Here is a 19,738-nt window from a genome sequence, read left to right as displayed (position 1 = left end):
CCGGCGTGTGCGGGTCCGCGGGTTCGGCTCCGCTGTGTGTGGCGTCGCCGGTCCGGCTCCGCGTGCGCGGGAGCGGCTCCGGCGTGTGCGGGTCCGCGGGTTCGGCTCCGCTGTGTGTGGCGTCGCCGGTCCGGCTCCGCGTGCGCGGGAGCGGCTCCGGCGTGTGCGGGTCCGCCGGTTCGGCTACTCCGCGTCCGCCGTCCTCGCCTCCGGCGGCCATGTGCCGGGGGCGAGCACGCCCGAGGCGTAGGCGCGGGCGACCAGCTCCGTGCGGTTGGCCGCGCCCCACCGCGCCGACAGCCGGCGCAGGTGGTAGGCGACACCGTCCCTGCTGAGGCCGAGTTCGCGGGCGGCACGCGCGGTGGTGGCGCCCCCCGCCAGCAGGGCCAGCACCCGCCCCTCCGTCGCGCTCACCCGCGCCCGCTCCGGCTGCGGCGCGGGCCGCTCGCCCCGCACCCGAAGCATCACCAGCAGCGCCGGGGTCTCGTCCGCGCTGTCGCTGACCGGATCCGCGGTCAGCTCCCCGTACCGCGAGCCTCCACCCGGCGCCGGCCAGCACACCGACACCTGGTAGCGGGAGCGGTGCCGCAGCCGCAGCGCCTCGGCGATCCGCTCCACCTGGGTGGCCTCCTGCGGCCGGAACAGCTCCAGCACCTCCCGGCCGCGCAGCGCCCCCGGAGTCGTGCCGCACTCCGCGGCCATCGCCGGGTTCGCCAGCACCACCCGGCCGTACACGTCGCACACCGCCACCGGCAGCGACACCCGGTCGAACAGGGTCAGCGCACGGTTGCGCCACACCACCGCCTCGTCCCGGCCCGCTTCCATCGACACCTCCCGGCCCGCCGGCCGCCCGCCATCCAAGAGGACGAGGCAGGTCATCGGCAACTCGGCCCGGCCGGCCGCGCACTTCACCCCCGCAGCGGCGCTGCGCAAGTCCCGCCGCCCGGATTCCCCTGCACGATCGTGTAGTGCCGTGGCACGGAGGCGGTCCGCGCGTCGACCACCCTGGAAGCAGTACGTCCGCTTCTTGAAAGGCAGTTGGCGCGCCATGCCCCCCACCGCACCGCACCCCGAGCCGGCCGGCACCCTGCCCGGCGTCCCCGTCGTCGACATCACCCCCACCGGTCCCGGCCGCACGCCCATCCAGCAGGTCATGGAGCTGATGCGGGCCCACGGGCCGGTGCTGGTGCGCCGGCTGCACGGCCGGGACGTGCTGTTCGTCGCCGACACGGACCTGGTCGCCGAGCTGGCCGACGAGGAGCGGTTCGCCAAGCACATCGGGCCCGCGCTGGAGAACGTCCGGGAGTTCGCCGCCGACGGCCTGTTCACCGCGTACAACGACGAACCCAACTGGGCCAAGGCGCACGACATCCTGATGCCCGCCTTCGCGCTCGGCTCGATGCGCACCTACCACCCCGTCATGCTGAAGGTGGCCCGGCGGCTCATCGACTCCTGGGACCGGGCGGCCCGCGCCGGACGTCCCGTCGACGTGCCCGACGACATGACCCGGATGACCCTCGACACCATCGGACTGGCCGGGTTCGGCTACGACTTCGGCTCCTTCGAACGCGCCGAGCCGCACCCCTTCGTGGAGGCGATGGTCCGCTGCCTGGAGTGGAGCATGACCCGGCTCGCCCGCACCCCGGGTGAGGACCACGCGGCGGCCGACGCGGCCTTCCGGCGCGACGCCGACTACCTCGCCGGGGTCGTGGACGACGTCATCGCCTCCCGCACCGGAACCGACCAGAGCGGCGCCGGCGACCTGCTCGGGCTGATGCTCAGCGCCCCGCACCCCGCCGACGGCACGACCCTGGACGCGGCCAACATCCGCAACCAGGTGATCACGTTCCTGATCGCCGGCCACGAGACGACGTCCGGCGCGATGTCCTTCGCCCTCCACTACCTCGCCCGGAACCCGGCCGTCCTGCGTCTGGTGCAGCGCGAGGCCGACGCCCTGTGGGGGGACACGCCCGACCCCGAGCCGTCGTACGAGGACATCGGCCGGCTCGCCTACACCCGGCAGGTGCTCAACGAGGCGCTCAGGCTCTGGCCCACCGCCGCCGCGTTCAGCCGGGAGGCCCGCGAGGACACCCTGCTCGGCGGCCGGATCCCGCTGCGCGCCGGGCAGGCCGTCACCGTGCTCACCCCGATGCTGCACCGCCGGCCCGTCTGGGGCGACAACCCGGAGCTGTTCGACCCGGAACGGTTCGCCCCGCAGGCTGAGGCGGCGCGCCCGGTGCACGCCTTCAAGCCCTTCGGCACCGGCGAACGGGCCTGCATCGGGCGGCAGTTCGCACTGCACGAGGCGACCATGCTGCTGGCGATGCTGGTCCACCGCTACCGGCTGCACGACCACGCCGGCTACCGGCTCAGGGTGAAGGAGACCCTCACCCTCAAGCCCGAGGGCCTCACCCTCACCCTCACCCCGCGCACCTCCGCCGACCGGGTGCACGCCCCGCTGCCCGGCGGCGGCGCCGCGCCGGCCGACGACGGCCCGGCCCCGGACACCCTGCCGGCGCGGGTCCGCCCGGGAAGCCGCGCCCTGTTCCTGCACGGCAGCAACTACGGCACCTGCCGGGACCTCGCCGCCCAGCTCGCCGACGAGGCGGCCGCCGTCGGCTGCGCCAGCGAGACCGCGGCGCTCGACGCGTACGCGGGCGGGCTGCCCACGGACCGGCCCGTCGTCATCACCGCCGCCTCCTACAACGGCCGCCCCACCGACGACGCCCGCGCCTTCACCGCATGGCTCGACGGCTCCCCCGACCTGACCGGTGTGACCTACGCCGTCCTCGGCGTCGGCGACCGCAACTGGGCCGCCACCTACCAGCAGGTCCCGGCCCGCGTCGACGCCCGCCTCGCCGAACTCGGCGCCACCCGGCTCACCGCCCGCGCCGCCGCCGACGCGTCCGGCGACCTCGGCGGTACGGTACGGGAGTTCACGGCCCGCCTGCGCACCGCCCTGCTGACCGGGTACGGCGACCCGGACGCCCCCCGCGGCGCCCCGGACGAGCCCGCCCGCGCCTACGAGGTGCGCGCCCTGACCGGCGGCCCGCTGGCCGCCCTCGCCGAGCGGCACGGCATGGTCGCGATGACCGTCGCCGAGGCGTACGACCTCACCGCGCCGGACCACCCGCGCACCAAGCGGTTCCTGCGCATCGCCCTGCCCGAGGGCGTCGCCTACCGCACCGCCGACCACCTCGCCGTGCTCCCGGCCAACGCGCCCGCCCTGGTGGACCGCGCCGTCGCCGCGTTCGGCCTCGACGCCGACGCCGTCCTGGACATCCGGTCCACCCGCCCGCGCCGCGACGGCCTCGCCGTGGACCGGCCGCTGACCGTGCGCCAGTTGCTCACCCACCACGTGGAGCTGGGCAGGAGGCCGACGGCCCGGCAAGCGGCCCTGCTCGCCGAGGCGAATCCCTGCCCGCCCGAGCGGGCCGCCCTGGCCGCCCTGGCCGGCGACGACCCGCGCACCCTGGTGGAACTGGCCGAGGACCACCCCGCCCTGCGCGGAGCCCTCGACTGGCCGCTGCTGCTCGACCTGCTGCCCCCGATGCGCCCCCGCACCTACTCCATCTCCTCCTCGCCCGCGGTCGACGCGCACCACGCCGACCTCATGGTCTCCGTGCTGGACGTCCCCGCCCCGGCCCGCTCCGCGCCGTCCGCGAGCGCGGGGAGCCCCGCCGTCAGGGGCCGCCGCCGCGGCACCGGATCAGGCCATCTCGCCTCCCTGCGGCCCGGCGACACCGTGTACGCCCGCGTCCAGCCGTGCCGTGAGGCGTTCCGGGTGGACGGCTCGGCACCGGCCGTGCTGGTCGCCGCGGGCACCGGGCTCGCGCCGTTCCGCGGCGCCGTCGCCGACCGTGTCGCGGCCCGCCGCGCAGGCGCCGGACTGCCCCCGGCGCTGCTCTACTTCGGCTGCGACGCCCCCGACGCCGACTTCCTGCACGCCGGTGAACTGCGCGCCGCCGAGGCCGAGGGCGCCATCGGGCTGCGTCCCGTCTTCAGCGCCGCGCCGGTGAACGGGGCCGCGTTCGTCCAGCACCGCATCGCCGCCGAGGCCGACGAGGTGTGGCGGCTGCTGACCGAGGGCGCCCGCGTCTACGTCTGCGGCGACGGCGCCCGGATGGCGCCCGGCGTCCGCGCGGCCTTCCGCACCCTCTACCGGGACCGCACCCCCGGCGCCGACGAGGCCGCGGCCCAGCGGTGGCTGGACTCGCTGGTCGCGGACGGGCGTTACATCGAGGACGTCTACGCGGCCGGCTGAGCGCCGGGGGAGGGGCGAGGCGCACGGCTCCGGTCCCGACGCCCCTCCCCGCCCCGGCCCCGCGCTCCCCCCGTCCGTGGAGTGCGGGACTCCGGGGCAGCCCGCCCGCCGGACACCGGGCCGGCTCGTGCCGCCGTGCCCGCGGACCTCCGGAAGCGCCCGTTCCTGGGCCCGTGGCCGCCCGCGGGGGCGGTATCCGGTCGCTCCGTCTTAGCTCATACCCTGAATTAAGGTGGCGGGAATCTCCCCACCCAGCTGCCCGAAGGGGTATGTTGCAGGTCGGGCAGGGTTTGTGAAGGGAGCCGCATGGCGGGGCGGAACGGACGCACGGTACGCGATCTCAGACGCGGCAACCGCACGGCGGTGCTGCAGCGGCTCTACTTCGACGGGCCGCTCAGCCGCTTCGAGCTGGGCCCGGCCACCGGGCTGAGCTCCGGCTCGGTCAGCAACGTGGTCGCGGACCTGATCGCCGACGGCCTGGTCGAGGAGGCCGGCAGCGTCGACTCCGACGGCGGCCGGCCCCGCACCCTGCTGCGCGTCGCCCCGGACAGCGGGCAGATGATCGGCGTCGACGTCGGCGAGACCCGCGTCCGCGTCGAGCTGTTCGACCTGGCGCTCACCGAGCTCGCCCGCACCGAGCGGCCGTTGACGCCGCAGGGCTACGACGTCGACGTCATCGCCGGTCACATCCGCGACGGCGTCGCCGAGGTCCTCACCTCCGGCCGGGCCGCCCCCGACCGGCTGCTCGGCGTCGGCGTGGGCGTCCCCGGCATCGTGGAGCGCTCCCCGGACCGGGGCGCCGTCGTGCACGGGCAGACCATCGGCTGGGACGCGGTGCCGCTGGAGCGGCTGCTCCGCTCGGCCTCCCCGCTGCCCGACGAGGTGCCGTACTTCATCGACAACGGCGCGAAGACCCTGGGCCAGGCGGAGATGTGGTTCGGCGCCGGTCGCGGCGCCCGCAACGCCGTGGTCGTGCTCTTCGGCTCCGGCGTCGGCGCCTGCCTGGTCACACCCGAGGTGGAGCACGGGCGGGCCGTGGAGTGGGGCCATCTGACGGTACGGGTGCGCGGGCGCCGCTGCCGCTGCGGTGCGCCGGGCTGCCTGGAGGCGTACGCGGGCGCCGAGTCGCTGCTGGCCCGCTGGCGCGAGGAGGGCGGCCGGCCGCCGGAGGACGCCGACGAGGAGACCGCGCTCACCGCGATGCTCGCCGCCGCCTACCCGCCCGAGGGCGGCGCCCCGGACCCGGTCGCGCTCGCCGTGCTGGAGGAGACCGCCGAGTACCTCGGCGCGGGCCTGTCCGATCTGATCAACCTCTTCCAGCCCGAGCGGATCCTCATCGGCGGCTGGGCCGGCCTCCAGCTCGGCACCCGCTTCCTGCCCGCCGTACGCCGGCACGCGGCCACCTACGCCCTGCGGCACCCGGCCGACCGGGTGACGATCGACCTGGGGCGGCTCGGCCCCGACGCGGTCACCGTCGGCGCCGCGATCCTGCCGCTGGCCGCGTTCTTCGCCGGCGGCGGCCGGCGCCCCGAGCCGGCCGGCGAGGCCCGCCTGCCGGCGTGGCGGGCCGCGCTGCGCGAACGCGCGCCGCGCTGAGCCGGCCGGCCGGTCAGGCCGTGGGTTCGTCCGGGCCCGGCTGCTCCGCGGGCGACGTGCCGGGACCCTGCGTGCCGCGGGGGCCGCTGCCGGCCTCGTCCGTGTCCGGCACGGACTCCTCCCCGGCCTCGTCGCCGAGCGTGCGGCCGGGGACCACCTCCCACGGATCCTCGCCGGGACCGGCCTGCTGATCGGGCAGGTCACGGGGGACCGGCCGCTCCTCGGGTCCGGCTTCCGAACCGGGTTCCTGCACTGCCATGTGTTCTCCTCCTCGTTCGGGTCCGTACGGGTCCTGTCCGGGGCGCGGGCCGTCGATGCGCCGGCGTCCGGCGCGGTGCCGGGCGCGTCCGCTCGGTCCGGCCCGCTCAGCCGACCTTCCGCCCCCGCAGCACCTCGGTCTCCATCCCGCCGCCCTTGCGCAGGCCGTCCAGGAACTCCTGCAGCACCTCGGTCGCCGTGCGCCGCGGCTGCCAGCCCAGCTCGGTGCGCGCGCGCCCGCAGTCCATCAGCGGCAGCCGCAGCACCGCGTCGAACAGGTGCGGGGAGGCGGGCAGCAGATGCAGCCCCCACGCCGCGGCGATCGCCGACCGGGCCGCCGTGCGCGGCACCCGCACCGGCCGCGCCCCGAGCAGTCCGGCCAGCACGTGCGCGTCGACCGGGGGATCGGCGGCCAGGTTGTAGGCGCCGCGGGCGGTGTCCGCGTGCACCGCGAGGCGGTAGGCCTCGGCGGCGTCGTCCGTGTGCAGTGCCTGCATCCTGAGGCCGGGGACGTCGGGCAGGAACGGCAGCAGCTCCCGCCGGGCCAGCGGACCGGGCAGGAACCGCCCGCCGAAGATCCGCCGCTGCTCGCTCGCCGACTGCCACTTGAACAGGAACGCCGGGCGCATGCGCACCACCCGCACCTCCGGATGGTCCCGCTCGAACACGTCCAGGGTGCGTTCCAGATACGCCTTCTCGCGGCAGTACGCGGCGTCCGGCCAGCCGTGGGTCGGCCAGGACTCGTCCACCGGACGGTCCTCGGGCCCCGGCGAGTACGCCCCGACCGAGGAGGCGTGCACCAGCACCGGCACCCGCGCCGCCGCGACCGCCTCGAACACCCGGATGCCGCCGAGCACGTTGGTCCGCCAGGTGGTGGCCGGATCGTGCGTCGGCTGGAACGCCCAGGCCAAATGGATCACGGCGTCGGCGCCCTGGAAGCACTCCACGAGGTCCGCCCGGTCGGCGGCCAGGTCGACGGCGGACCACTCGGTCTTCGCCGGTGACCACTCGGGCGTACGCCGGGCGAGTCCCCGCACCGATCCGACGCGGGGATCCTCCGAGAGCAGACGCACCACACTCGTCCCGACATTGCCGGTGGCTCCGGTCACGACGATCCTGCTGCCCGCTGAGCTGCTCACCTCAGGCTCCTTACGTCGTCACGGCGGAGGGTGCGACGAGCGGCCGGGTACCCGGCCGCCCCGCCCGCACACCCCGGCACGCCACGGCAGGCGATCACTGCGCCGCCCCCCGCCGCGCGACCGTCGGGACCGCCGGGCGCGGCGGACGTCCCCGGTGGACGAGAAGAGCCCCGGCCGTGACGGGGGGAATCACGGCCGGGGCGGTCGAGGGGGCGCGGGACGCCGGCCGTCCTGCGGGGTGTTCCGTCCCGCACGTGACCCGCGTCACCTTCGGCGCCCCTCAGGCCAGCGGGCTCCCGGCCAGCCGCGCCAGCAGGTCGGCGGGGTCGGCGTACACCGCCTCCGCCCCCGCCTCCTCCAGGTCGGCGCGCGGGATCCCGCCGCACAGCAGGCCCACACAGCGCACACCGGCCTTGCCGCCCGCCCGCATGTCCCACACGGTGTCCCCGACGAACACCGCCCGCGAGGCCGGCACCCCGGCCAGCTCCAGCGCGTGCTCCACGGGATCCGGGGCCGGCTTGCCCTCCTGCACGTCCTCGGCGCTCGCCATCCCCGAGATGGCGTCGTCCGCGTCGATCGCCCGGCGCAGCGCGCCCAGCTCCGCACCGCTCGCCGACGTGGCCAGGACCACCGCCCAGCCGTCGCGGTGCAGCCGCCGCAGCAGCTCCGCCGCCCCCGGCAGGGCGGGCAGCCGGTCGAAGTACTGCCCGTACAGCGCCTTGTGCGCCGCGTCCAGCTCGGCGTCCTGCTCCGTGTCCCGGTCCTCGCCCAGCAGATGGGCGACGAGGTCGGCGGAACCCAGGCCGACGGCACGGTGCACGGCGTGCATGGGCACCGTGTGACCCGCCTGCCGGAACGCCTCCCACCAGGCCACGACGTGCAGGTGATTGGTGTCGACGAGGGTTCCGTCGACGTCGAAGACGGCGGCGCGGTCCATCCGGGGATCCTTTCTCTCAGCTCCCGGACCGGGTACCACGCCCGGCCTCCGCCACGCGTGCCGGCAGCCGGCCCTCCCGGGTCCAGTCCAGCAGCTCCCCGGCCGACCAGGTCGTCACCACCCGCTCGGGCGGCACCCCGCACTCCTCGGCCCGCGCGCAGCCGAGGATCTGCCAGTCCAGCTGGCCGGGCGCGTGCGCGTCGGTGTCGACCGCGAACAGCACCCCCGCCTCCACCGCCCTGCGCAGCAGCCGCCGGGGCGGGTCCAGCCGTTCGGGACGGCTGTTGATCTCCACGGCCGTACCCGACTCGGCGCACGCGGCGAACACCTCGTCCGCGTCGAACTCCGACTCCGGACGTCCCCGGCCCGTCACCAGGCGCCCGGTGCAGTGCCCGAGGACGTCGGCGTGCGGATCGCGCACCGCGGCCACCATCCGGCGGGTCATGGACCGGGCGTCCATCCGGAGCTTGGAGTGCACCGACACCACGACCACGTCCAGCCGCTCCAGCAGCGCGGGCTCCTGGTCCAGCGAGCCGTCCTCCAGGATGTCGCACTCGATGCCGGTGAGCAGCCGGAACGGCGCCCACCGCGCGTTCAGCTCCGCCACCGCCTCCAATTGCTCCCGCAGCCGCGCGGGCGACAGCCCCCGGGCCACCGTCAGCCGGGGCGAGTGGTCGGTCAGCACGGTCCACTCGTGTCCCAGCCCGGCCGCCGCCCGCCCCATCTCCTCGATCGGGCTGCCCCCGTCCGACCAGTCCGAGTGCGTGTGGCAGTCCCCGCGGATCAGCGCCCGCAGCGCGGCGCCGGGAGTCTCCGCGCCGGCCGGCGCCCCGGCCTCCTCCTCCAGCTTCCGCAGGTAGCCAGGCACCTCGCCGGCGAGCGCCTCCCGCACCACCTGGGCGGTCTTCGGACCGACCCCCTTCAGCGCCTCCAGCGTCCCGGCCGCCGCCCGCTCGGCGACCTCGTCCGCGGGCAGCGCGGCGAGCACCCGGGCCGCGGTGCGGAAGGCCCGCACCCGGTAGGTGGGCGCGAGCGCCCGCTCCAGCAGAAAGGCGATGCGGTCCAGGGCGGCGACAGGTTCCATGCACACCAGGTTCACACCGGACGCCCCCGAGGGGCGCGGCGAACCGCGCGGGCGCCGTCCCCGCGCCCGGCGGACCGCTCGGCGCCCCCGTTTGCCCCGCCCCGCCCCGGGTACTGCGAAGACCCGTCCACGCGACCGACCCCCGAGGAGGTTCAGCCATGCCCACACCGGGTGCGCAGCGAACGGCGCTGATCACCGGCGCGGACTCCGGCATCGGCCGTGCCACCGCCGTACGGCTGGCCGAGGCGGGCCTGGACGTCGGCATCACCTGGCACTCCGACGAGAAGGGCGCCGAGGAGACGGCCGAGGAGGTCCGGGCGCACGGACGCCGGGCCGCCGTCGCCCGGCTGGACCTCACCCGGCTGCCCGAGGCCGCCGACACGGTCGACGAGCTGTGCGCGGAACTGGGCCGCCTCGACGTCCTGGTGAACAACGCCGGCACGGGCACCATGACCCCCTTCCTGGACCTCGCCCTGGCGGACGTGCGCCGGGTCCTGGACGTCGACCTCGTCGGCCCGTTCCTGCTCGGGCAGCGGGCGGCCCGGCAGATGATCCGGCAGGGCGACGGCGGCCGGATCGTCAACGTGACCTCCGTGCACGAGCACCAGCCGCGCGTCGGCGCGGCACCGTACTGCGCGGCCAAGGGCGGACTGGGGCTGCTCACCCAGGTGATGGCCCTGGAGCTGGCCGAACACGGCATCACCGTGAACGCGGTCGCACCGGGCGAGATCGCCACGCCCATGACCGGCCAGGAGGACACGGACGTGCGCACCGAGCGCCGGCCCGGCGTGCCGCTCGGGCGGCCCGGCGACGCCCGCGAGGTCGCCGCGGTCATCGCGTTCCTGGCGAGCCCGGACGCCTCCTACGTCACCGGCGCCTCGTGGAGCGTGGACGGCGGGATGCTGCGCATGGGCCCGATGGCGGGCTCGCACCTGACCGCCGACGACTGGCGTCGCCCCTGACCCGCCGATGGGAGCGCGCCAGGCGGCGGGCGATCATCTGGACGGCGCCGGTGGACGGCCCGCCGCGGGGAAGGGCGTTCTACCCTCGAAGACATGACCGAACAAGCAGCTCCCTACATCTCCCGCCCGCGGATCCTGGTCCTCGGCGTGTGCCCGGGCAGGCCGGGCGAGCCGCCGTTCAGGATCATGGAGATCGACGGTCAGGTGATCGGTGAGGCCAGGGCCGTCATCGACGTGCTGGAGGCCGCGGCCGCCTACGGCATCACCATCCACGACCTGGACGACCCCGATGTGGTCCGCTGGGTCGGCGGGGACAAGTACACCTGGACCGTGCACTGAGCGTCCGGCGCGGCCGGCTCAGCCGACCGTCCACTTCTGGTTGGCGCCGCCCGTGCACGTCCAGATCTGCAGCCGTGTCCCGTTGGCCGCGTTGTTGCCCGTGACGTCGAGGCACTTGTCCGCCTGCGGGTTGACGATGTCGTGCGCCCCGGTGACGGTCCATTTCTGGTTGGGGCCTCCGGTGCAGTCCCACAGCTGGACGGTCGAGCCGTCCGCCGTGCCGTTGCCCGTCACGTCCAGGCACTTGCCGAGCGCCCGCAGCGTCCCGTCCGAGCCGACGGTCCACGCCTGCGCGCCCGTGCCGTTGCAGTCGTAGAGCTGGACCGGAGTGCCGTTCGCCGGATTCGCGCCGGCCACGTCCACGCACTTGCCCGCGAGGCCCCGGATGGGCACGCCGGCGGCGTCGCCGGAAGTCGTCACCGACACGGAGTCCACCACCAGCTGCTGCGGGAACTGGGTGGAGCCGTCGGGGTCGCCGGGCCAGTAGCCGCCGACCGCGAGGTTCAGGATCAGGAAGAACGGCTTGTTGTCGAAGACCCAGGTCTTCCCGCCCAGGTCGGCGGGCGTGCGGCGTTCGTAGACGGTGCCGTCCACGGACCAGGTGAGGGAGCCCGGCGCCCAGTCGACGGCGAAGGTGTGGAAGGCGTCGGCGAAGGCCTGCCCGTTCGGCAGCGTGTAGGCGGCGCCGATGCCGCCCGAGCCGGAGTAGCCCGGCCCGTGGATGGTGCCGTGCACGGTGGAGGGCTCGAAGCCGACGTTCTCCATCACGTCGATCTCACCCGAGTCCGGCCAGTTGACCGGCGTGCCGAGCATCCAGAACGCGGGCCACATGCCCTGCCCGCGCGGGATCTTCATCCGGGCCTCGACGTGGCCGTAGGTGGCGTGGAACTTGCCGGCCGTGTTCAGCCGGGCCGAGGTGTACTGGCAGCTGCCGTACCAGCACTGGTAGCCGGCCGGGTTCTCCTTGCGGGCGGTGATCACGAGATGGCCCTGGCCGTCCAGTGCCGCGTTCTTCGTGCCGGAGGTGTAGTACTGCCGCTCGTGGTTGTTGACGTTGTCGCCGGTCTCCAGGGTCCACTTCGAGGCGTCGACCGCGGCGCCCGCGGGCCCGTCGAAGGTGTCCGAGAAGGCGGTGACGGCCGCGGCCGACGGGGCGGCGGTCCCGGCCCGCGCGGGGCCGACGGCCGCGGAGCCGATCAGGGCGGCGGACAGGGCGGCGAGGAGACATCGGCGGAGCAGGCGTGGGGAGGCCATGGCTCTCCATTCGTGGGGGCGCCGTGGGGACGCTGCGGAGAAGCGAGTGCCTCTTGATTTAAGGAATGAGATAAGGGCGCGTCAATACTCTGGTACAGACCTGAATGGCCGCGCTCATTCCGCGGGCTCCTCCGGCACCCGCCGGTGCACCCCGCGCCCGAGCCGCCGCCCCAGCAGCAGCCAGCCCAGCAGGGCCCCGGTGGTGTTGAGGATGACGTCGTCGATGTCGAAAGCCCGCCCGGTCACCAGCGCGCCCTGCACCAGTTCCACCATCAGCATCACCAGCGCGGTCAGCCCCAGCACCTGGAACGCTCCCCGGGCGCGCGGGGCGAGCACCGGCACCAGCACCCCGAACGGCACCCCGAGCAGCACGTTGCCGCCGACCTGCCGGAGCACGTCCCGCAGCGAGCCCTGCTCCAGATAGGCCCGCAGCGAGCGCCCGGGGTGCAGGTTGCTGTGGGTCAGGGGCACCGACGCGGGGGAGGGCTGCAGGGTGATCCGGGCCAGGACGACCGCGAACGCCACCATGAACCCGAAGGCGGCCAGGACCACCAGAAGCCGGACGGGAAGCGGCCACACATGGTGCACGGCGGGCGGGCGGGTCTCCTCGGCCGGTTGCGGCTTCCTGGCGGTGCGCAGCACCGCGGGCAGACGCAGGGCGGTACGGGGCATTCGATCCTCCAGTCGTCAACGTGCCGATGCTGTAAGCCGGTTACCCACCGCACCGCCCCCGATGCCGCCGCCCGTTCCGCACCGGCCACATCCGCGCACGCCCCGGCCCCCGCGCACGCCCCGGCCCCCGCGCACGCCCCGGCCCCCGCGCACGCCCCGGCCCCCGCGCACGCCCCGGCCCCCGGCACGGGTCGCGTGCCGGGGGCCGGGGAACAGCGCGCCGGCCCGGGAGATCCGGCCCGGCCGCCTCGATCAGGAGCCGTAGGAGACGTGCACCTCCTCGAAGCCGAGGGAGCGCAGCAACCCCTGGAGCATGCCGGTGGTGTTGGTCTCGGCGCGGGCGGTCAGCCCGCTGCTCCTGGCCGCCTCGCCGATGTGCCGGACGGCGAGCTTCTGCACGGCCTGCTCGCCGTTGGGGTTGCCCGAGAAGAGGTCGCCGAGCCGGTCCAGCAGCCCGCGCTGCTTGGAGACGGCGTACGAGTGGTCCGGATCCAGGGCCGGCCTGCCGAGCCGCGCGTGCGGCAGCCGGAGCGTGGCGGACGTGCGGTCGCCGTCGACCGTCACGTCGTTCTCACCGACCTGGCCGAGATCGACATAGGCGTCCACGGTGCCCGCGCCGACGTACAGGGTGCGGGTGCCGCGGATGGCGTCCGGCAGGAGCTTCGCGTCCTTCTCCAGGTCCACCACGACCTGGAAGTTGCCGGATGCGGCGTTGTAACGGCTCATGTCCTGGATGGACTTGAGGAGTGCGGGTCCCGAACGGTCGTGGGTCTCGGTGCCGAACAGATCCTTGATGCCCGGCACCACGGCCAGCCGGATCCCGGCGAACAGCACCACGAGCACCAGTACGAGCGCGGCCACGGCCTTGGCCCAGCCGGGCAGGCGTCTGACGGAAGTCGTCATCGCGACGGTCCTCCTTCCTGCTGACCGCATTCCCGCCGACAGCCGGGTCAGACCCGTGGGCCGGGCCCGGCGGCCGTCCCGCTGTCGGCCGGCCGTCCGCAAGGGCGGGCGCCCGGGCTCACAGCGGGCCGGAGGCGGCCTCGAAGCGGGCCAGGGCCGCGTCCAGGCTCGGATACGCGGGCAGCGCCCGGGCCAGGCCGGTGACCCGCAGGATCCGCAGGGTCAGCGGATGCGTGCACACCAGGCGCAGCTGCCCGCCGCGCTCCATGACCCGGGTGCGCGCCCGGTGCAGCAGCCGCAGCCCCGAAGCGTCGAAGAACTCCACCGGCCGCAGATCGACCACCAGGCGGAGGCCGTCGCGCCCGGTGACCCGGTCAAGAAACGGGCCGAGCTCGGTGGCCGCGACGATGTCGATGTCACCCCGGAACTCCACCACCGTGTGCCCGCGGCACGCGTACACGCTCAGTTGCCGGGGGAGAGGCACGCGCTCGTGTCGCACCTCGCCACCACCTCCCAGCCGCGCCCGGACGTCGGTTTCCGATCGTCAAGTTACCCTCGGTGGAAGAAATTTGAGCATGTTCGTTCGGCATATGTCTTCGCGTTCGACGCGTGTCGCGGGACGAGCCGGGCGGCGCGGCCCGTCCCGGACGCCGGCGCCGCTCAGTCCGCCAGCAGCACCAGCTTGCCCGTGGTCCGGCCCGTCTCGCCGATCTCGTGCGCCTTCGCGGCGTCGGCCAGCGCGAACGTCCCGGCGATCGTCGCCTTCAGCCTCCCGGACTCCGCCAGCTCCGCGACCGCCCGCATCCCCTCCCGGTCGGCGTCCACCAGCATCCGCACCGCCCGCACGCCCAGCCGCTCCGCCTCCTCGTGGAACTCGGGGGAACCCACCGGCAGGACGGACACCACGACACCGCCCGGCCGCAGCACCCGCAGGGACCGCACCGACGTGTCGCCGCCGAGCGTGTCCAGGACGACGTCCACGTCCCGCACCGCCTCCGTCACGTCGGTGGTGCGGTAGTCGACCGGTTCGTCCACGCCGATCTCCCGCAGGAAGTCGTGCTTGCCCGCGCTCGCCGTGCCGATGACGTACGCCCCGCGCGCCTTGGCGATCTGCACGGCCACATGCCCGACCCCGCCGGCCGCCGCATGGATCAGCACCCGCCGGCCGGGCCGCACGTCCGCGTGCTCGGTCAGCGCCTGCCAGGCGGTCAGGGACACCAGCGGCAGCGCGCCCGCCTGGGTGTGGTCGATAGAGGCCGGCTTGTGCGTCAGGGCGCGGACCGGGGCGATCACGTACTCGGCGTGCGAGCCGTGGCCGAAGGGGTAGGGCAGCATCCCGAAGACCTGGTCGCCGGGCGCGAAGGCGGCCACGCCGATCCCGGTCTCCACGACCTCGCCGGACACGTCCCAGCCGAGGACGAACGGGGGCTCGCCCAGGAACCCGCCGGTGGCCCGGTGCTTCCAGTCGGTGGGGTTCACCCCGGCCGCCCGTACCCGCACCAGCACCTCGTTCGGACGCGGCCTGGGCCGCTCGATCCGCACTTCCCTCAGCACCTCGGGACCGCCGAGGACGTCCTGGCTGATGGCTCGCATCGTGTTCACATCGCTCATGGTGCCCCAGCCTGCCGGAGGCCGCCCGCCGGGGAAATGGCATGATTGCCAACCTTCGATAAGATCGTGCCATGCCCGACATCCAGCTGCGCGCCCGGCGCCCGGAGCGCGTGGCCGTGCTCGCCCTCGACGGCGTCTACCCCTTCGAACTGGGCATCCCCAGCCGCATCTTCGGCGCGGCCGACGGTCACTACGAGGTCCTCACCTGCTCGGTCGACGGCCTGCCGGTGCGCACGAACGCCGACTTCACCGTCGGTGTCACCCACGGCCCGGAGCTCCTGGAGACGGCCGACACGGTCGTCGTCGCCTCCGTGGGGACCGCCCACATCCCCACCGAGCTGTCCGGCGAGGTCGCCGCCGCGCTCGCCCGGATCCGCCCGGACGCCCGCATCGTCTCCATCTGCACGGCCGCCTTCGTCCTGGCCGCGGCCGGTCTGCTCGACGGCCGCAGGGCGACCACGCACTGGCAGGTCGCCGGCCTGTTCCGCCGCCGCTACCCGCAGGTGGACCTCGACCCCGACGTCCTCTTCGTCGACGACGGCCGGATCCTCACCTCCGCCGGGGCGGCCTCCGGCGTCGACGTCTGCCTGCACATGGTGCGCACCGACCACGGCAGCGAGCTGGCGAACACGGTCGCACGCCGGTGTGTCGTGCCCCCGTTCCGGGACGGCGGCCAGGCCCAGTACATCGAGCAGCCGGTGCCCGAGAGCGGCGCCGCGAGCACGGCCGCCACCCGGGCCTGGGCCCTGGAACACCTGGACCAGCCCCTCACCCTGGCCGACCTCGCCGGGCACGCCCGGATGAGCCTGCGCACCTTCGCCCGCCGCTTCAACGACGAGGTCGGCCTCAGCCCCGGCCGCTGGCTCATCCAGCAGCGGGTGGCCCGAGCCCGGCATCTGCTGGAGGCCAGCGACCTGCCGGTGGACCGGATCGCCGCCGAGGTCGGCTTCGCCACCGGCGCCTCCCTGCGCCAGCACCTGCACGCGACGATAGGGGTGTCGCCGCAGACCTACCGCCGCACGTTCCAACGCACCCGCTGACCCCCCTCGCACCGGCCCCGCCGCACCTCGACGCACCCCGAGCGGAAGGCGCAGCCCGCCGACCGCCGCCCGCCGCCCTCAGGCGGGCGGGGTGCGCCGGGGGCCGAGCGGCGGGGACGGCAACTCGGGGCGCGCCGCATTCCCCCTGGGGGCGATGGGCGCGTCCGCGGCCGTCCGGGACGATCGGCGGGGAAACGGCGACCGCGTCCAAGGAGGCTCCGTGTCCCTGACCCGTCCGTTCCGCGAAGCCGCCCTCGTCGCGGCCTCGCTCGCGCCGGCCGCCTCTCCGGCCGCCGTGGCCGCGCCGGCGCCGCAGGCGGCCGAGCCCTGCCACGTGGAGCACTTCTGCCTGTGGGGGCGCGGGCGGTTCGAGGGCCCGATGGCTCCCTGCACCAAGGGAAGCCGCGATGTGGCCGGTCAGGGCCTCACGCGGGGCGGCCGGTCGGCGTGGAACCGGACGAGTGAGGCATGGTGCCTGGGGTACAACCCCGGTTGCGCGAGCGGGGCGAAGGAGATCGTGAAGCCGGGCGGGAAGGTGCGCGGGACCCCCTACGCGTTCAAGTCGCTGCTGCCGCGCAGCGACTGGAGGTGCTGAGGCCCCACGAGGGCGGCGCCGCCCCTCGGATCCGCGCCCGCACGGGCGCCGTTCGCCCGGGAAGGGCGGTGGCCGCGGCAGAGGCTCAGCGGCTGCGGTGCAGGGCGATCAGCAACTGCCACACCTGGTCCGCGACTTCCTCCGGCTCGGCCGCCAGCAGTCCGTGCAGCCAGTCCGCGAGGACCCCGGCGAAGGTCGCGGCCACGGCCGAGGCGACCAGCGGGGCGTCCGCGGCGCCCGCCAGCTTCCGCTCGGCGAGGCTTCGGGCCCGCAGGTCCCGGTGCAGCACCCGGCCCAGCGGCCCGCCGCCGCCCGGTGCGAGCAGCGACCGGTACAGGGCCGCGTGCGGGACGAGATCCGCGAAGAACTCCCGCAGGGCGGGCGGGGCGTGCACCGGATCGGGCCGCCCCCGCCAGGCGTGCAGGGCGTCCACCGCCTGCCGTACGACGTCCGCGCACGCGTCCACCGCGAGCGCCTCCAGCCCGTCGTAGTGGACGTAGAAGGTGGCCCGGCCCACGCCGGCCCGGCGCGCCAGCGCGGCCACGCCCACCTGTTCCAGCGGGCGCTCCGCGCACTCCGCGAGGAGGGCCGCCCGCAGCCGGGCCCGGGTGCGGGCCGCCCGCGGATCCTCGGCCGGGGTCCCGCTCAACGCGCGGCCAGCACCGCTGCCAGGGCCAGCGCCCCGGGCAGGGCCTGCGCGACCAGGATGCGGCGGTTCGCCGTGACCGCCCCGAACACGCCCGCCACCACCACGCAGGACAGGAAGAAGACCTGCGCCCGGAACCCGGTCGGGTCTTCCGCGGCCAGCCCCCACACCAGCCCCGCCGCCAGAAACCCGTTGTACAGGCCCTGGTTGGCGGCCATCGGGGCGGTGACCCGGGCCACCTCCGGGGAGAAGCCGTGCAGGGAGCGCCCCGGCTTGCGCTGCCACAGGAACATCTCCAGCGCCACGATGTACACGTGCAGGGCGGCCACCAGACCGACCAGGACGCGCGCCACGATCTCCATGACCGGCGGACCTCACCTTCTTGGACAGGTGTCCAGCATAACCAGACACCTGTCCACGTAGGGAGGGGGGCGTGCCCGGCGCGGGGTGAGGGAGCCGGAGGGGGCGAGCCGTGCAACGACAGGGCCTGGCCGCCCGCCGACTGAATCCGGCGGCCCGGGATATCCGCTGGGGAAGAGGACACACCCCGGGAGGGAACATGGCACTGGTGAAAGCCGGCGTGGTCGTGCTGGACTGCGCCGAACCCGAGAAACTGGCCGAGTTCTACCGGCAGTTGCTGGAGGGCGAGCGGACGGTCGAGTCCGCCAACCTGGTGGAGATCCGGGGCGCCGACGGCATGCGGCTGGCGTTCCGGCGCGACGTCAACGCGACCCCGCCCAGCTGGCCGCGCCCGGAGAACTCCCTCCAGGCCCACCTCGACTTCCTGGTCGAGGATCTGGACGAGGCCGAGCGCCGGGTGGTCGGGCTGGGCGGGCGGCCGACCGAGACGAGGGACGCGGCGGGGCCGTACGAGGAACGCGGGTACGCCGACCCCGCCGGGCACTCGTTCACCCTGCGGCTGCTGCCTGCGACGGCGCCGAAGCAGGGCTGAGGGGCCGGCTCAGTCCCGGCCGCCCTTGTCGGTCGCGGGCCACACGCCCGTGGAGCGTGCGATGGCCTTCGCGCCGGTGCGGTCCACCGCACTGCGCACCACCGCGAAGATCGCGCCCTGGACCGCCGCGGCCAGCAGGATCTCACCCCAGCTGCGGTCGGGGTCCAGGGCGTCGGGCGCGTCCTCCTCGTGCCGGATCGCCATCCATGCCTTGCGGAAGGCCATGCCGGCCAGGGCACCGCCCGCCCAGCTGAGCACGAATCCGACCGGCTGGTAGGCGAGAGGCAGCTTCTTCTTCTTTTTCTTGGCCATGTCTGACTCCTTCCTCGTCAGACGGTCCTCATGCAGGCCGTCCCTGCGGGGCCACCCGTTCGCCCGGGGGCACCGGTCCCGGCGGCGTACCGTCCCCGAACGGCCGGCCGCCCAGCTCCTCGCGGTGGTGGGGGCTCAGCCAGCCGGTGAGATCCGGACCGAGCGGCACGATGCCGGAGGGGTTGATGCCGGTGTGCACCTGGTAGTAGTGCCGCTTGATGTGGTCGAAGTCCACGGTGTCACCGAAGCCCGGCGTCTGGAACAGGTCCCGGACGTAGGCCCACAGCACCGGGTGCTCCGACAGCTTCCAGAGGTTGCACTTGTAGTGGCCGTGGTAGACGGCGTCGAACCGGACCAGCGTGGTGAACAGCCGGATGTCCGCCTCCGTGAGGGTGTCGCCGACCAGGTACCGCTGTCCGGCCAGCCGCTCGCCGAGCAGTTCCAGCCGCCGGAACACGGCCGCGCACGCCTCCTCGTACTCCTTCTGCTCCGTGGCGAACCCGGCGCGGTACACGCCGTTGTTCACGTCCTCGTAGACTTCGGCCATCACCTCGTCGATCTCGTCGCGCCGGTCCGCCGGGTACAGATCGGGCGCGCCGGGCCGGTGCAGGGCCGTCCACTCGGTGGCCAGGTCCAGGGTCAGCTGGTGGTAGTCGTTGGTGACGAGCCGCCCGCTGGGGACGTCCACGACGGCGGGCACGCTGACCCCGCCCGGATGACCGGTCTCCCGCCGGTCGTACGCCTCGCTGAGGTACCGGATGCCGAGCACCGGGTCCCGGCCGTCCGGGTCCAGGGTGAACCGCCAGCTGCGGTCGTCCTGGATCGGATCGGCGATCGCCAGCGACAGCGCGTCCTCCAGCCCCAGCAGCCGGCGCGAGATGACCGCCCGGCTCGCCCACGGACAGGCCCGCGACACCACCAGCCGGTAGCGGCCCGCCTCGACCGGCCAGCCGTCCCGGCCGTCGGCGGTGATCCGGTCCGTGAAGTGGCTCCGGGACCGCTTGAACTTCTTCCGTCCGTGCGCCGTGTTGCCGTCCTCGCCCATGTCTCCTCCTCGTCGCGATCCGTCTGTCCGGGACACAGCCTTCCCCGTTCCCCACCGGTGTGAGCCGCCGGGGCGCGGGCAGTCGGCGATAGGTGAGCGAAGCATCTTCGGAACGGGAGACGGCCGCAC

General features: G+C 74.9%; 21 protein-coding genes. 7 read left to right on the top strand and 14 right to left on the bottom strand.

Annotated elements, in window-relative coordinates; all coding sequences use genetic code 11:
- Positions 1-183: 183 nt before the first annotated feature.
- Positions 184-825 carry a PAS domain-containing protein gene (locus ABZ261_RS13710; protein ID WP_356858620.1) on the bottom strand — a complete coding sequence of 214 codons (642 nt, stop codon included), beginning with the start codon at positions 823-825 and terminating at the stop codon, positions 184-186.
- Between the two features lie 223 nt (positions 826-1,048).
- On the opposite strand from ABZ261_RS13710, the gene ABZ261_RS13705 reads away from it, so the two are divergent.
- Together ABZ261_RS13705 and ABZ261_RS13700 are read left to right on the top strand one after the other, a co-directional pair.
- Positions 1,049-4,264, top strand: coding sequence for a cytochrome P450 (locus ABZ261_RS13705; protein WP_356858619.1), 3,216 nt, complete (start codon positions 1,049-1,051; stop codon positions 4,262-4,264).
- Positions 4,265-4,570: 306 nt separating this feature from the next.
- On the top strand, positions 4,571-5,860 hold the full coding sequence (locus tag ABZ261_RS13700; RefSeq protein ID WP_356858617.1) for an ROK family transcriptional regulator: 1,290 nt from the start codon (positions 4,571-4,573) through the stop codon (positions 5,858-5,860).
- A 13-nt stretch (positions 5,861-5,873) separates the two neighbouring features.
- Here the strand turns inward: ABZ261_RS13700 and ABZ261_RS13695 are convergent, their stop codons facing one another.
- The 4 genes from ABZ261_RS13695 to ABZ261_RS13680 all read right to left on the bottom strand — a co-directional run bounded on the left by ABZ261_RS13695 (position 5,874) and on the right by ABZ261_RS13680 (position 9,278).
- Complete coding sequence (locus tag ABZ261_RS13695) at positions 5,874-6,119, bottom strand: hypothetical protein (RefSeq protein WP_356858615.1); 246 nt, start codon at positions 6,117-6,119, stop codon at positions 5,874-5,876.
- Positions 6,120-6,225: 106 nt separating this feature from the next.
- Entirely contained in the window at positions 6,226-7,257 is a 1,032-nt protein-coding gene (locus tag ABZ261_RS13690; RefSeq protein WP_356858614.1) for an SDR family oxidoreductase, read from the bottom strand.
- 280 nt (positions 7,258-7,537) lie between these two features.
- Positions 7,538-8,194 (bottom strand): HAD family hydrolase, encoded by a 657-nt coding sequence (locus ABZ261_RS13685; RefSeq protein WP_356858612.1) that lies wholly within the window; start codon positions 8,192-8,194, stop codon positions 7,538-7,540.
- Positions 8,195-8,210: 16 nt separating this feature from the next.
- Entirely contained in the window at positions 8,211-9,278 is a 1,068-nt protein-coding gene (locus tag ABZ261_RS13680; RefSeq protein ID WP_356858610.1) for a PHP domain-containing protein, read from the bottom strand.
- Between the two features lie 158 nt (positions 9,279-9,436).
- Here ABZ261_RS13680 and ABZ261_RS13675 point away from each other — a divergent pair, with 158 nt between their 5' ends.
- The gene (locus ABZ261_RS13675; protein ID WP_356858608.1) at positions 9,437-10,240 is read left to right on the top strand and encodes an SDR family oxidoreductase; all 804 of its coding nucleotides are present in this window, start codon (positions 9,437-9,439) and stop codon (positions 10,238-10,240) included.
- 93 nt (positions 10,241-10,333) lie between these two features.
- Positions 10,334-10,579, top strand: coding sequence for a hypothetical protein (locus ABZ261_RS13670; protein WP_356858606.1), 246 nt, complete (start codon positions 10,334-10,336; stop codon positions 10,577-10,579).
- 18 nt (positions 10,580-10,597) lie between these two features.
- Here the strand turns inward: ABZ261_RS13670 and ABZ261_RS13665 are convergent, their stop codons facing one another.
- From ABZ261_RS13665 to ABZ261_RS13645, 5 genes are all read right to left on the bottom strand, one after another.
- On the bottom strand, positions 10,598-11,833 hold the full coding sequence (locus ABZ261_RS13665; RefSeq protein ID WP_356858604.1) for a lectin: 1,236 nt from the start codon (positions 11,831-11,833) through the stop codon (positions 10,598-10,600).
- Positions 11,834-11,947: 114 nt separating this feature from the next.
- A complete protein-coding gene (locus ABZ261_RS13660; protein ID WP_356858602.1) occupies positions 11,948-12,505 on the bottom strand; it encodes a VanZ family protein in 558 nt (185 codons plus the stop codon).
- A 252-nt stretch (positions 12,506-12,757) separates the two neighbouring features.
- On the bottom strand, positions 12,758-13,408 hold the full coding sequence (locus tag ABZ261_RS13655; RefSeq protein ID WP_356858600.1) for a DUF4230 domain-containing protein: 651 nt from the start codon (positions 13,406-13,408) through the stop codon (positions 12,758-12,760).
- A gap of 118 nt (positions 13,409-13,526) precedes the next feature.
- Positions 13,527-13,892: an anti-sigma factor antagonist gene (locus ABZ261_RS13650; RefSeq protein WP_356858598.1), complete on the bottom strand. Its 366-nt coding sequence runs from the start codon at positions 13,890-13,892 to the stop codon at positions 13,527-13,529.
- A 176-nt stretch (positions 13,893-14,068) separates the two neighbouring features.
- The gene (locus tag ABZ261_RS13645) at positions 14,069-15,019 is read right to left on the bottom strand and encodes an NADP-dependent oxidoreductase (protein ID WP_356858596.1); all 951 of its coding nucleotides are present in this window, start codon (positions 15,017-15,019) and stop codon (positions 14,069-14,071) included.
- A 71-nt stretch (positions 15,020-15,090) separates the two neighbouring features.
- Here ABZ261_RS13645 and ABZ261_RS13640 point away from each other — a divergent pair, with 71 nt between their 5' ends.
- Positions 15,091-16,059, top strand: coding sequence for a helix-turn-helix domain-containing protein (locus ABZ261_RS13640; RefSeq protein WP_356858594.1), 969 nt, complete (start codon positions 15,091-15,093; stop codon positions 16,057-16,059).
- Positions 16,060-16,279: 220 nt separating this feature from the next.
- On the top strand, positions 16,280-16,654 hold the full coding sequence (locus ABZ261_RS13635; RefSeq protein WP_356858592.1) for a peptidase inhibitor family I36 protein: 375 nt from the start codon (positions 16,280-16,282) through the stop codon (positions 16,652-16,654).
- A gap of 85 nt (positions 16,655-16,739) precedes the next feature.
- On the opposite strand, the gene ABZ261_RS13630 is transcribed toward ABZ261_RS13635, so the two are convergent.
- Both ABZ261_RS13630 and ABZ261_RS13625 read right to left on the bottom strand, forming a co-directional pair.
- Entirely contained in the window at positions 16,740-17,303 is a 564-nt protein-coding gene (locus ABZ261_RS13630) for a TetR/AcrR family transcriptional regulator (RefSeq protein WP_356858590.1), read from the bottom strand.
- A complete protein-coding gene (locus tag ABZ261_RS13625) occupies positions 17,300-17,662 on the bottom strand; it encodes a DUF1304 domain-containing protein (RefSeq protein ID WP_356858588.1) in 363 nt (120 codons plus the stop codon). The genes ABZ261_RS13630 and ABZ261_RS13625 overlap by 4 nt, the downstream gene beginning before the upstream one ends.
- Positions 17,663-17,859: 197 nt before the next feature.
- Here ABZ261_RS13625 and ABZ261_RS13620 point away from each other — a divergent pair, with 197 nt between their 5' ends.
- The gene (locus tag ABZ261_RS13620; RefSeq protein ID WP_356858587.1) at positions 17,860-18,252 is read left to right on the top strand and encodes a VOC family protein; all 393 of its coding nucleotides are present in this window, start codon (positions 17,860-17,862) and stop codon (positions 18,250-18,252) included.
- Between the two features lie 9 nt (positions 18,253-18,261).
- Here the strand turns inward: ABZ261_RS13620 and ABZ261_RS13615 are convergent, their stop codons facing one another.
- Entirely contained in the window at positions 18,262-18,564 is a 303-nt protein-coding gene (locus tag ABZ261_RS13615; protein WP_356858585.1) for a DUF4235 domain-containing protein, read from the bottom strand.
- Positions 18,565-18,592: 28 nt separating this feature from the next.
- Entirely contained in the window at positions 18,593-19,609 is a 1,017-nt protein-coding gene (locus ABZ261_RS13610; RefSeq protein ID WP_356858583.1) for a glutathione S-transferase C-terminal domain-containing protein, read from the bottom strand.
- Between the last annotated feature and the right edge of the window lie 129 nt (positions 19,610-19,738).

Source organism: Streptomyces sp. NPDC006193 (assembly GCF_040613915.1).
GTDB lineage: Bacteria > Actinomycetota > Actinomycetes > Streptomycetales > Streptomycetaceae > Streptomyces.
This window is presented reverse-complemented; position numbering and strand designations above follow the sequence as displayed.

Bases quoted from the DNA above. Each gene is read 5' to 3' on its own strand.
- ABZ261_RS13710 (WP_356858620.1), bottom strand. From the start codon at position 825: ATGGAAGCGGGCCGGGACGAGGCGGTGGTGTGGCGCAACCGTGCGCTG.
- ABZ261_RS13705 (WP_356858619.1), top strand. From the start codon at position 1,049: ATGCCCCCCACCGCACCGCACCCCGAGCCGGCCGGCACCCTGCCCGGC.
- ABZ261_RS13700 (WP_356858617.1), top strand. From the start codon at position 4,571: ATGGCGGGGCGGAACGGACGCACGGTACGCGATCTCAGACGCGGCAAC.
- ABZ261_RS13695 (WP_356858615.1), bottom strand. From the start codon at position 6,119: ATGGCAGTGCAGGAACCCGGTTCGGAAGCCGGACCCGAGGAGCGGCCG.
- ABZ261_RS13685 (WP_356858612.1), bottom strand. From the start codon at position 8,194: ATGGACCGCGCCGCCGTCTTCGACGTCGACGGAACCCTCGTCGACACC.
- ABZ261_RS13680 (WP_356858610.1), bottom strand. From the start codon at position 9,278: ATGGAACCTGTCGCCGCCCTGGACCGCATCGCCTTTCTGCTGGAGCGG.
- ABZ261_RS13675 (WP_356858608.1), top strand. From the start codon at position 9,437: ATGCCCACACCGGGTGCGCAGCGAACGGCGCTGATCACCGGCGCGGAC.
- ABZ261_RS13670 (WP_356858606.1), top strand. From the start codon at position 10,334: ATGACCGAACAAGCAGCTCCCTACATCTCCCGCCCGCGGATCCTGGTC.
- ABZ261_RS13665 (WP_356858604.1), bottom strand. From the start codon at position 11,833: ATGGCCTCCCCACGCCTGCTCCGCCGATGTCTCCTCGCCGCCCTGTCC.
- ABZ261_RS13660 (WP_356858602.1), bottom strand. From the start codon at position 12,505: ATGCCCCGTACCGCCCTGCGTCTGCCCGCGGTGCTGCGCACCGCCAGG.
- ABZ261_RS13655 (WP_356858600.1), bottom strand. From the start codon at position 13,408: ATGACGACTTCCGTCAGACGCCTGCCCGGCTGGGCCAAGGCCGTGGCC.
- ABZ261_RS13645 (WP_356858596.1), bottom strand. From the start codon at position 15,019: ATGAGCGATGTGAACACGATGCGAGCCATCAGCCAGGACGTCCTCGGC.
- ABZ261_RS13640 (WP_356858594.1), top strand. From the start codon at position 15,091: ATGCCCGACATCCAGCTGCGCGCCCGGCGCCCGGAGCGCGTGGCCGTG.
- ABZ261_RS13625 (WP_356858588.1), bottom strand. From the start codon at position 17,662: ATGGAGATCGTGGCGCGCGTCCTGGTCGGTCTGGTGGCCGCCCTGCAC.
- ABZ261_RS13620 (WP_356858587.1), top strand. From the start codon at position 17,860: ATGGCACTGGTGAAAGCCGGCGTGGTCGTGCTGGACTGCGCCGAACCC.
- ABZ261_RS13615 (WP_356858585.1), bottom strand. From the start codon at position 18,564: ATGGCCAAGAAAAAGAAGAAGAAGCTGCCTCTCGCCTACCAGCCGGTC.
- ABZ261_RS13610 (WP_356858583.1), bottom strand. From the start codon at position 19,609: ATGGGCGAGGACGGCAACACGGCGCACGGACGGAAGAAGTTCAAGCGG.